The organism is Spirochaetales bacterium, from assembly GCA_016930085.1.
Taxonomy (GTDB): Bacteria; Spirochaetota; Spirochaetia; order SZUA-6; family JAFGRV01; genus JAFGHO01.
Genome location: JAFGHO010000095.1, coordinates 1 through 11,177 on the forward strand (window position 1 = coordinate 1; position 11,177 = coordinate 11,177).

11 protein-coding genes are annotated in these 11,177 nt (G+C 45.9%); 3 read left to right on the top strand and 8 right to left on the bottom strand.

Going from position 1 to position 11,177, the window contains the following annotated elements; genetic code table 11:
- Window positions 1–158 precede the first annotated feature (158 nt).
- Both JW881_16335 and JW881_16340 read right to left on the bottom strand, forming a co-directional pair.
- A complete protein-coding gene (locus JW881_16335) occupies window positions 159–1,229 on the bottom strand; it encodes a sensor histidine kinase (GenBank protein MBN1699089.1) in 1,071 nt (356 codons plus the stop codon).
- Window positions 1,204–1,878 (bottom strand): response regulator transcription factor, encoded by a 675-nt coding sequence (locus JW881_16340; protein ID MBN1699090.1) that lies wholly within the window; start codon window positions 1,876–1,878, stop codon window positions 1,204–1,206. Before JW881_16340 ends, JW881_16335 begins: the two co-directional genes overlap by 26 nt.
- Window positions 1,879–2,313: 435 nt before the next feature.
- Between JW881_16340 and JW881_16345 the strand changes: the two genes are divergently transcribed.
- From JW881_16345 to rsmD, 3 genes are read left to right on the top strand one after another with little or no spacing between them, the layout of a single operon-like run.
- Complete coding sequence (locus JW881_16345; protein ID MBN1699091.1) at window positions 2,314–2,865, top strand: signal peptidase II; 552 nt, start codon at window positions 2,314–2,316, stop codon at window positions 2,863–2,865.
- Window positions 2,843–3,889: a site-specific DNA-methyltransferase gene (locus tag JW881_16350; protein MBN1699092.1), complete on the top strand. Its 1,047-nt coding sequence runs from the start codon at window positions 2,843–2,845 to the stop codon at window positions 3,887–3,889. The genes JW881_16345 and JW881_16350 overlap by 23 nt, the downstream gene beginning before the upstream one ends.
- A gap of 12 nt (window positions 3,890–3,901) precedes the next feature.
- Window positions 3,902–4,435 (top strand): 16S rRNA (guanine(966)-N(2))-methyltransferase RsmD, encoded by a 534-nt coding sequence (gene rsmD, locus JW881_16355; protein MBN1699093.1) that lies wholly within the window; start codon window positions 3,902–3,904, stop codon window positions 4,433–4,435.
- 148 nt (window positions 4,436–4,583) lie between these two features.
- Here rsmD and JW881_16360 read toward each other — a convergent pair whose 3' ends face one another.
- The 6 genes from JW881_16360 to JW881_16385 all read right to left on the bottom strand — a co-directional run bounded on the left by JW881_16360 (window position 4,584) and on the right by JW881_16385 (window position 10,967).
- Window positions 4,584–4,979, bottom strand: a complete 396-nt coding sequence (locus tag JW881_16360) for a response regulator (protein MBN1699094.1) — start codon at window positions 4,977–4,979, stop codon at window positions 4,584–4,586.
- A gap of 215 nt (window positions 4,980–5,194) precedes the next feature.
- Window positions 5,195–5,719: a chemotaxis protein CheW gene (locus JW881_16365; protein ID MBN1699095.1), complete on the bottom strand. Its 525-nt coding sequence runs from the start codon at window positions 5,717–5,719 to the stop codon at window positions 5,195–5,197.
- Between the two features lie 332 nt (window positions 5,720–6,051).
- A complete protein-coding gene (locus JW881_16370; protein MBN1699096.1) occupies window positions 6,052–6,408 on the bottom strand; it encodes an ATP-binding protein in 357 nt (118 codons plus the stop codon).
- 241 nt (window positions 6,409–6,649) lie between these two features.
- A complete protein-coding gene (locus JW881_16375; GenBank protein MBN1699097.1) occupies window positions 6,650–8,071 on the bottom strand; it encodes a sigma-54-dependent Fis family transcriptional regulator in 1,422 nt (473 codons plus the stop codon).
- A gap of 23 nt (window positions 8,072–8,094) precedes the next feature.
- Entirely contained in the window at window positions 8,095–10,176 is a 2,082-nt protein-coding gene (locus JW881_16380; protein MBN1699098.1) for a PAS domain S-box protein, read from the bottom strand.
- A gap of 113 nt (window positions 10,177–10,289) precedes the next feature.
- Window positions 10,290–10,967, bottom strand: a complete 678-nt coding sequence (locus JW881_16385; protein MBN1699099.1) for a response regulator transcription factor — start codon at window positions 10,965–10,967, stop codon at window positions 10,290–10,292.
- Between the last annotated feature and the right edge of the window lie 210 nt (window positions 10,968–11,177).

Below are 11,177 nucleotides of genomic sequence, written 5' to 3' on the forward strand. Positions count from 1 at the left end.
ATTGAAATGTTTGTTATCTGTTTATTATAAAGTGACTTACATATTTAAGCCGGGTTTTGGCGCTTTTCTCAAAAAGCAAACTGTTTTATGACATTTAATATAATTGTCTATATTGAAACAAGTTAGTGATAATTAAAACTGTATGTGAGAAATCCGCACTAACAGGGCACTTCCAGTCTCACCGCTGTTCCGCCGCCCTTTTCGGATACGATCGAAAGTGTTCCCTGAAGAAGATGCGCCCGCTCTTCCATACCCATAATGCCCACTTTACCGTTCCGAATGAACTCATCGTTCCGCCTCATATCAAACCCCTTCCCCGTATCCCGCACTTCCACTTTCAGCATCGCCTCCTCATGCTTTATTAACACACTCGCCTCTTTGACCCCCGAGTGTTTCCGTATGTTATTCAAAGCCTCCTGCACAATACGATAAACAAGGAGTTCGTTTTCCTTCCGGATTTCCGGAAGTCGTTCGGGAACGACGAGGCGGATACGGATACCGTGCACGGCTTCACTGTCGCCCGCGAGTTCACGAAGCGCGGGGACAAGACCGAGGTAATCGAGTGTCGGCGGTCTGAGAAATTGAATAAACCGACGCATCCTCACAATCATTTCATCGATTCTTTCACGCATCGATTGCTGTAACCGCTTCCATTTGGCACCGGCGGGTACGCCGCCTTTAATACCCGAATCGAGCTGCCTGCTTATGACAATGAGATCCTGTATCGTGTCGTCATGCAATTCCCGGGCGATACGTTTACGTTCCTCTTCATGGGCGCGGCTTATTTTATCAGTATAAAACCTGAGTTTCTCCTCCATTCTTTTTTGTTGATGCAGTTGCCTGCGCCTTGATTCAAGCCAGAGATTAATGAGTGTACCTGTCACCCCGACCATGCATGTTTCAAAAAAAGCGTCTTTCGGGAATTGCGAAAAAAGGAAGACCCGCGGAAACATCAGCGAGAGGGCGGCAAGGAGACAGGCCACCCCTCCTTTTCCACCCCCTATATAGGCCGCCAATGTGATGGGGAGGAGAAAGATGATTCGTTCGACTGCATGACGTTGAAGCCCGAACAAGGAGTTCATCCCGGAAACATCCGGAAAAGGAAGCAGCTGCGGGTAATGAAGTATCGCGGAAAGCATCAATAATCCGGTGACAATCCAGAAACCGGGTGAGGATAACAGAATAAGAAAGCGATGGGGTTTCTCAGCCCGGCGTATACTCTTTTTCATCCAGCGTTACCCATTTTTTTCGCAGACAGATCATGATCGCCTCGACTCTCGTACTCACATTCAGTTTGACGAATATATTTCGCCAATGTGTCTGCACGGTTCTTTCCGAAATCCTCAAACGATCCGCGATTTCCTTGTTAACGAATCCCTCGATACCCAGCCTGACGATCTCGAGTTCACGACGTGAAATCACATTCCTTTTTGGGAGTTGTTTTTCTTCTTCCCGGCTTTGAAGGCGTCCGATGACCTTTCTGGTAATACTGGGATGAAGAACGGAATCACCATGATACACGGCGCGTATCGAGCGGATCAATTCGTCTCCCTCGATATTCTTCAGAAGATATCCCGCGGCCTTCGCAGCGAGGCAGGCGAAAATAAACTCGTCATTATCATAGGCGGTCAGGATAATAATGTTGACGGCCGGATTCGATTTTTTGATCTTTTTCGTCGCCTCGATACCATTAATTCCCGGCATCGCAATGTCCATCAGAATAATATCGGGTTCGAATGCTCCCGCCAATTCGAGCGCCTCTTCGCCGCTCGAAGCTTCACCGACGACCTCGATATCACGGTGACTCCTTAAAAGTTCTCGAAATCCCTGCCGTACGACGATATGATCGTCTGCAATCAGCACCCTGATTTTGTCCATAACCTCTTGTCTCCGAAAATCGTTTTACAATGAAACCGGGAAGCCATGATTATATCATATATAGTCGGAATTGGTTAACTATTTTTCAGGGTTCCCGGCTTCCTTATCAATACATTAATTATAAGGGCACCTCTAAAAACTATCTTTTTATGCTGTATATATGTCATGTCACCTATAGAAAATAGTATAGAAACACAGCCGATTATTATAATTCTCTATATAAATACAAAGATAGTTTTCCCTTTAGGTGCCCTTGTGGGCTTAGGGAAATATTTTGTGGTTCTAAAAACCTGCAAAGCAAGTTTTTAGAAGTGCCCATAAAATAATGACGACATATAGTTGGCAAAAATCCACCTTCAAAGGATGCTCTCCGAATGTCGGCGGCATTTTTATTAATGGCTTGAACAGATATAACATACCCGCTATAGTTCGCGTATGGCAAACAAGCTGCGGGAAAAACTTTTCCCTTACCTCATAACACTCCTTGTAGTCATATTCGATCAGGTGACAAAAACAGCCGTGTCAGCTGACCTTCATATCCATGAAACCGGGTTTACACTCTTCAACGGGTTCATCAGGATCGTCCATGAAAAAAATCTCGGTGTCGCATTCAGCCTCGGTGCCCATTTCCCGGCCGCCCTCCGATACCTCCTGTTTGTCGTATTCCCTCTTTTCGTTCTCGGTTATGTCGTGTTTTATTCCTTTAAGGCCGATAATTTTTCGCGTTTTCAGCGTTTCGTCATAGCGGGTATCACGGGCGGCGGACTCGGAAATATTATCGACAGGATATTCAGGCCGGACGGGGTGATCGATTTCATCAGCCTTAAAATGTACGGACTCTTTCATATATCCCATTTCCCGACCTTCAATATCGCGGATTTTGCCCTCGCTAGTTGTACGCTCATGCTCCTCCTCTCCCTCCTCTTCGGAATATACCGGATAAAAAAAGAAAGGACCAGGAAAATTGTCAACGGATACAACAACTGAAAAACTCGGTCGTCTGGATCTTTACGGCGACCTTCGAGCGACGCTGCTTCCACTCTGCCGTCTTTCATACGGAGAAATATGGGAAGACAGCGAGAGGGGACACCGTGTCGGTGTTATCGACGGGACAAAAAAAGAAGACGTCCTCCGCCTCATTGACGGTCAAACATCCTCATGTCTTATCTGCGATCCCCCCTACAACGTCGGGGTGGGGAAAGCGAAAACGGACAGCCTTTTCAAAATATCTCCCGAAACGTATATCGCCTTTTCGAGAAAATGGATTGAAAACATTCTGTTATGCACTAAAGACTCGGCCCACTTCTACATATGGACGGGACTCGATGTCAACGACAATTTTCAGCCCCTTCCGGAACTGCTATTGTTGTTGAGGGAATTCACTCAATTGAGGCCGAGAAATTTTATCACCCTCAGAAACCAGCGCGGTTACGGAACACAGCGCAACTGGATGTGGGTAAGGCAGGAACTTCTGCATTATATCAAAGGCGATCCCGCATTTAATGTCTGCTATACCGATATTCCCAAAGTCCTCAAAGGGTATTATAAGGTCGTGGGAGGAAAAAGAACGGAAAATTTGGAACGGAGCAAGGCAAACACAATCAGGCCGGGAAATGTGTGGATTGACATTCAGCAGGTATTCTACAGAATGGAGGAAAATGTCGCGGGCTGTTACGCACAGAAACCGCTTGAAGCGATCGAACGGATCATGCTTTCTTCAAGCGTAGAATGCGATGCCGTTATCGATCTTTTTGCCCATTCGGGGACAACACTTATCGCGGGAGAACGGAACCGCAGGCGTGTCTTTACTGCCGATATCGATCCGGTTTTCGCAGAAATAACAATTCGACGGCTTGAAAACCTGCGTTCCACGGGAAAGACAGGCTGGCAATGGCGTAATCCTTTTCCCGAAATCGGGAATCCGGATGACGATGAGAAAACCGCCGATAATGAAAACGGGGCGGATGGAAAAAAACCTATGTTCCGGCAACAGGATCTCTTTCAGCCCTGATATGATGAAAGTATGAGAATTACAGGCGGAATATATAAAGGAAGAAAAATCATCTGCCCGCCGGGCGTCATCCGGCCGGCCATGGACCGGATGAGGGAATCCCTCTTCGCGATTCTGGGAGACCTCGACGGACTAACGTTTCTCGATCTTTTTTCCGGTTCGGGCGTTGTCGGCATCGAGGCCGTTTCACGCGGCGCCAAGAAGGTCGTTATGGTCGAGAAAGATTACAGGAAACGGGGGACATTATATAAAAACTGTTCGTTCGTCGAGTCGGGCGTCGAGATTCGCATAACGGACGTATACCGGTTTATCGGAAAAACCGCGGCTTCTTTCGATGTCATCTTCATCGATCCGCCGTTCGCTTTTCAGGGCAAGCCCGGGATACTGAAACTCATCGACGAGCGCGGCCTTCTTTCAGGGGACGGAAGACTCGTTATCCATGTTCCAAAACAGGAAGAAACACCGTATTCCGTCGGAAGACTCGTGTGCCATGACCGCCGGTTCTACGGGGGATCGGCCCTCTTTTTTTTCAGTGCCGAGACCTGATCCGTCATTCAACGCACAGGGATAACTATTATTTTCATCTCATATATTCGTTATAAAGGACTCAGGACCGTTTGTGAGAAATCCGCCCAAACCCGGCATCAGGACAAAAGCATGTATAACGAATATGTATATTCGGCGGCTATAGAGGTTAAACGAGCCCCAATTTTTTAATTTCGTCGATGATATCGTCTTCGCCGAACGGTTTTACCAGATACGCCACGGCTCTGCCTTTATAATAGGCGTTGAATACATTTTCCGGATCCTTCAATATCGTCGTCATAATGACCTTGACCGCTTTTTTTTCACCGATGTTCTTTTCCTTTTCGATCTTCCTTATTTTGTCGAGAACCTCATGGCCGTCCATTCCCGGCATCTTGATATCGAGACAGATCAATTGATACGGCGCATTGTCCTCCCACGCACGCGATAAGGCTTCAAGCGCTTCTTCACCGTCCACGGCGATATCCACCTCACCATACGGCGTCAGATATTTTATCATCAACTTTCTACTTATGAAATCATCTTCAACAATCAGTATTTTCATAATATCGTATCTTTCCTTTTTCTTTTAGCCGCATTATACCACGTTAATAAAAAAGAATAAAGGGCCGCAGGTCGACTTATAAAAAAAAGCGTAATGCTATTGACCGTCTTCACACTGTCGTACGTTATCAACCATCCTCGGGAACGGCTTTTGACAAATATAAAAAGAATCTCCTCCTTCACTTGCTTTTATACCTTGTTCAGAAAAATAATGGATTATTTTTTCCCCGAATCCTCTTCCCGTATTCCTTCGGCCTGTGCTTTGACTGACTTCACGGTATCGATTTCCGAATCCGAAAAAACGCTGTCAATATCGAGTATGATAATAAACGATTCTCCTTTCTTCCCCATCCCTTTGATAAACTCGGTGTTGAGAGTCGTTCCTATTTTTGGTACTTCCTCGATCTGGTCCGGTTCCAGTTCGATAACCTCCTGCACGGAATCCGCGAGGGCGCCCAAAACCGTGGTTTCCTTTCCAAACGATATTTCCATAACAATAATGCAGGTGTCGATACTTTGTTCGGTCTGTTCCATGCCGAACTTTAACCTCAGGTCGACAACCGGGACGACACTTCCCCGCAGATTTATCACCCCTCTCATAAAGTCAGGGGTTTTCGGTACTTTAGTGATTCTGGTAAAGTCGAGAATCTGTTGAATTTTCATTATATCCACCGCAAATACTTCATCTCCAAGAGTAAAAGTCAGACATTGAAATGATTTCACCTTTTCTGCAACGCTCATAGCCATTCTCCTTTCAAAAAAGTCTCATTCGCCCGGATATCATTTCGTTTTCGTGATGATGGCGGATTGCATACCCCGAATATCCGAAACCGCATCCACACCATCTTCATTCCACTAACGATACGATAATCCCCTTGCCGTTCACTCTTCCCCGTTACGGCACGAAGAGTGTCCACTATTAAACTCTATTTTTTTTTGTTTTCTTTTCAATAGGAATATAACTGAATAAACGCTAAGGAAAATGATGAATCCGATCATCCATTTCCTTAGTTGTATCGGTTAATGACGGTGATCTTATGTAACGGGGATTACCGGTACTTTGTTTTACTCATTCAGCCGCAGGTGACATATACCGTCACTTTATTCAGCGCGGGAGTTACTTCAATGTCATCCGAAAGCATGGAAACAAGCAGATATCCTTTATTCTTTACAGGAACCCGTGTATTGACGATACTTCTGTCGAGCATACCGTACTCGAATCCACCCCCCTGATCTTCTATTTCTATTTTGAATCGCGCCCCGGAACAATTCGAAATTCTGCACTTTATGAGATTATCGGTTTCGTTTTCATCATTTCCCACAATGGCAATAATGAGCAATTCACGTAAAACCAAGAGCAGGTTCATATACTGCCGTATGCCATACACTTTGAGAAATTTTTCGGTTTCCTGAACAACCCTGTTCACCATTCCAAGCTCGGAATATGAAATACAAAATGTAAACCCCGTATCGAGATTAACGAAAAAAACCATACCAATGTATAAGCAAAGAGTATGCCATGGATTAAATTATTAGTATTTCTTTATATTAACTAAAATTAAACATGGATAAAAAAATACGGGGTTATTCGTTCAACAACCTTTGTTGTAACCGTCCGTAAAAATATTGTAGTAAAACCGTCCGTTACGTACAGACGCGTAACCCGTATCGTTAACCACGTGGCGGTGTTTTTCTTCTCTTCTGCAAGCGTTTATTCAATGCCTGCTGGCTGATACCGAGCAACTGTGCCGCCTCACTCTGGTTACCCCCCGTCCTTTTAAGCGCCTCGTCGACAACCTGTTGTACCGCTTCCTTTATAGTCGGAAGCTCGATTCCGAACCGAATGGCGGGTTTTTCACCTTCATTCATCTCCGATTTGTTCAGAGAAAGCGTATTGTAAAAAAATCCGGGAGAAAGCGTGTGTGAATCGGACGGGATGCGGCTCATCGCATCGAGTATCAATGACTTCAATTCCCTTATATTTCCGGGAAATGAATATGCCTTAAGAAATCCGAATACTTGTGACGGGACCACCGGGATATCCCTTCCCAATTCCTCAGAGGATTGTTTTACAAAATAGTCGATAAGAAAGGGAAGATCGTCCATTCGTTCCCTGAGCGGAGGGAGATGAACATGATGTGTATACAGTCGAAAGAAAAGGTCCTTCCGAAAACCTCCGTTTTCGAACGCCTGCTTCAGATCCTTATTCGTGGCCACGATGATGCGGGCCCCCGATTGCTTCGGCATATCGGAACCAAGCGGGTAATATTGACCTGATTCCAAAAGCCTCAGAAGCTTCACCTGGCAACTCTCGTTTAGATCACCGATTTCATCGAGAAAAAGAGTGCCCCTCGACGCGGTTTCAACCAGACCTTTTCGGCTGCTATCCGCTCCGGTAAACGCTCCCCTGACATGGCCGAAGAGTGTGTCGGTAAGGGTATTTTCATCGTATGCCGCTATATTGGCGGAAAGAAAAACATTGTCTTTCCTCCTGCTGATCACGTGTATCGCCCGCGCAATCAATTCCTTGCCGGTACCGGTTTCCCCGGTAATGAGAACCGGCTTGTCCGTTCGCGCGATCGACTCGACATAGATGAAGAGTTGTTTCATCCGCTGATTCCGGGTAATAATGTCGGTAAAGGCTTCCGGATGGTCGAGTTCCTGTGAAATGAAATGTTTCTTCAGCCTCCTGTTCTCTCTTTTGAGTTCCTCAATTTCGATCGCACGCTTTATCGTTGCGATCAGTTTGCTGTTTTCAACCGGTTTGACCAGATAATCGAACGCCCCCATTTTCATGCACCTCACGGCGGTTCCGACATCGACCGTTCCCGTTATAATGACGATCGCCAGATCGGGATATTCATCACGGATGAGGGGCATGAGGCGTTCACCGCTCATATGCGGCATTGTAAGATCGAGAAGGAGTACACCGATATCTTCTTTTGCCAGTGAGTTCATGAGTTCCCTGCTGTCGTTTATCTCTATAATATTCGAGATGCCTGTTGCCTCGAGCAGTCCGCCGAAACTCTTTATAACCGCAAGTTCATCATCGACAATACAGACGGCGAAATCAGGTTTTTTTTCTTCACTCACATATACCTCCGTCACAGCGTATGTTATCTTGCAGGCGGAAGCCTGACGATCGCTGTCGTCCATTTCCCCGATTCGGATACAATATCGAGACTGCCGCCGTGTTCGATAACGATCGAATGGGAAATAAAAAGCCCCAGACCCGTTCTGCCGGATTCACGGCGTGTCGTGAAAAACGGATCCTTGATTTTTTTCAAATTCTCCTGAGATATCCCCTCCCCCTGATCGGAGACATGAATCTCAATCATGTCATTGTCCCGATTGAAACGGGTATTGATCGAAACGCCCATTTCCGGATCGACCAGGGCCTGGCATGCATTTTCGATCAGATTAATGACCACCTGTTCCAGACGCCGGAAATTTCCTTTTACCGGCGGAATATGTTCTCCATAACGCACCTCATGATGCGGCGTTGTCTTCCTGATAAACGGCTGAATCAATGTCATTGCCGCCCTGACCACTGCATTGATGTCGAGGATCTCATCGGCATTCGATTCCTCACTGCGATAATAGCTTTTAAGATCACTCACGATCGTATCGATCTTTTTTGAACTGTCGGAAATACCCTTTATATAATCGAGCATATCCTTTCTCACGCTCGAATACTTCAATCCGGAAAGAAGGAAATCCCCATTGTCACGGTAATATTGCTCCAGAATCGGCAACATCGATTTCCATGTTTCCGAGAGAATATGGGCATATGTCATGATCGCCTGATTCGGATTATTGATCTCGTGGGCGACACCGGAAACCAGTATCCCAAGCGAGGCCAGTCTGTTCGCCTGGATAAGCCGCTCTTCCTGTATTCGGGCGAGTTTTTCTTCTTTTTTCTTCTGTGTGATATCCCTGTTGATGCTCCCGACCATCCATCCCTTTCCCATTTTCAGGGGAAACACCATCGACTCGATTATCGTGAGAGATCCGTCGGCATGCCGGATTTCCATTTCCGAAAGCGTTTCACTCGGGTTTTTTCCCCTGCAACCGGTCAGCTCTTCAACCATCGCCATAATGCGAGCACAATAACAGGAAAAGGTTCCAGAACCCTTATCACCGTGTTGTCCGGCTTTATGAATTTCGGATATCGGCTTCCCGACGACATCTTCCTTTTTTAATCCGCTCAACGTCTCCTGCGCCCCGTTCCATTCGACAATCACGCCCGCTTTATCGACCATCACGATGCCGTCCTTTGACTGCTCGACAAGACTGCGGAATTTAATCTCGCTTTCATAGAGTGCTTCTTCAGCCTGTTTCTGACGGGTACAATCGTCATACACGGCGACTATTTCTCCGGTGGGAAGCTTATACACGTAATTGTCCCTGTAGCCGGTGATCCGCTTGTCTGTGTACAGTGAAACGGGATGGTGCTGCGGAATCCCGGTCTGCCAGACCTCCTGAAATACCCTGAATAATCCGAACTCCGCGATGCCGGGGAATATTTCCTTTACGCTTTTTCCAAAAACATCTTCTTTTTTAATTTTCTCGATTTGTTCAGCGGCCCGGTTGATCGTAACGAACATGAAATCATCACCGCCCTCAATCGCGCTGAACACGGCAACACCGCTCGACATATGATCGAAAAGCTGCTCGAAGCGGTAGACACTCAAACGTAATTCATCCTCGATTTCTTTCCGTCGTGTGATATCAATCCATGTGGAGATATAACATCTGAATTTCCCGTTGCCGACAACGGGAATATAAGTTTTTTCAACCCAGATTGTTTCTCCCGTGCTGGTAATGCAACACTCCTCGCAACGATACGATTTTTTAGATTTAATGATCCCGAGTTTCTCCCGATACGCTTTTATCTCATTCGACGACCTCTTCTTCCACCACGGGTACGGCACCCCCTTCCCGGTAAGCATTCTGCCGGAAAAACCGGTGAGCTTTTCAAATGCCGCATTGACATACCGTATTGTTGCGTTGCCATTGATCACAATACAGGGATGCGATGATTGGGAAAGCAGGCTGAATCCATCCTCATTGCCGGTTAAAAGCGAATGATCTCTATCGTCCCGATCGGTCGTATCGGCATCGATTTGATGGACTGAATTACGAATTCCGGATAATCCCCCGACAAGCTTCTCGTGAAGTGTTTCCTTTTTTTTCATACGCGGACTCTCTCTGATAATAATACGGGTTCCATGCGAGCGTGTTTCATGAAGCCGTCCCACCCGATCACACGATTGTCATCGTCTGTTTATAAAAGACACTGCCCGTGCACCTATATTTCTTCTTGAAATTTTCCTTTATTTTCGTTGAAAAACCACTTTGACGCGTGGTGGATCAGTTCGGTATTGTCACTGATACCCAACTTCTTTTTTATATTAAACCGGTATGTTTCGATAGTTTTTATACCCAGATTGAGTTCCGATGCGATTTTCCTTGTCGAAAGCCCCGCACCGATGAGTTGAAATACTTCCAGTTCCCGACTCGATAATTGCTCCATCGGCGACTGGTACGGTTTTGGTTTATTGGAAATCAGGCGCTTGAGCAGCTTGAGTCTGATCTTTTCACTCACGAAAATTTCACCCTTGAGTACGTATTTGATCGCTTCTTTAATTTTATCCGGTTCCTCATCCTTCATGATATATCCGAGCGCCCCCGCCCGAAGCACGTGGTCCGCGTAGATGGATTCGTCATGATGGGAGAATACAAGAATATGAATTTCGGGAAATCGAACCTTGAGATCCTTGATAAACTCGATACCGCTGCCTTCTTTAAGCGCAATATCAAGAATAATGATATCGGGATTTAGTTTTTCGATCGATTCATAAACATTTTTCGTATCACTGCAATCGCCGCAAATATCGAACCCCCGGACTTCGGTAATAATTGTCGAAAGTCCTTTTCTTACGACAGGTTGTCTATCGATAATATATACGCTATAATTTTTTTTCACACCGCCATCCTGTTTCGCTATACGGTCAATCCCTTCTTTTATCTCATTGTAATCAATTAAATTTTTTTTTTCAAACACGGGATATATTTTTTTAAAATAAATTAACCCGCAGTGTCTTCAATATTCAGGAAGACGCCTTTCAGGAAGACGCCTTTCAGGAAGACGCCTTTCAGGAAGACGCCTTTCAGGAAGACGCCTTTCAGGAAGACG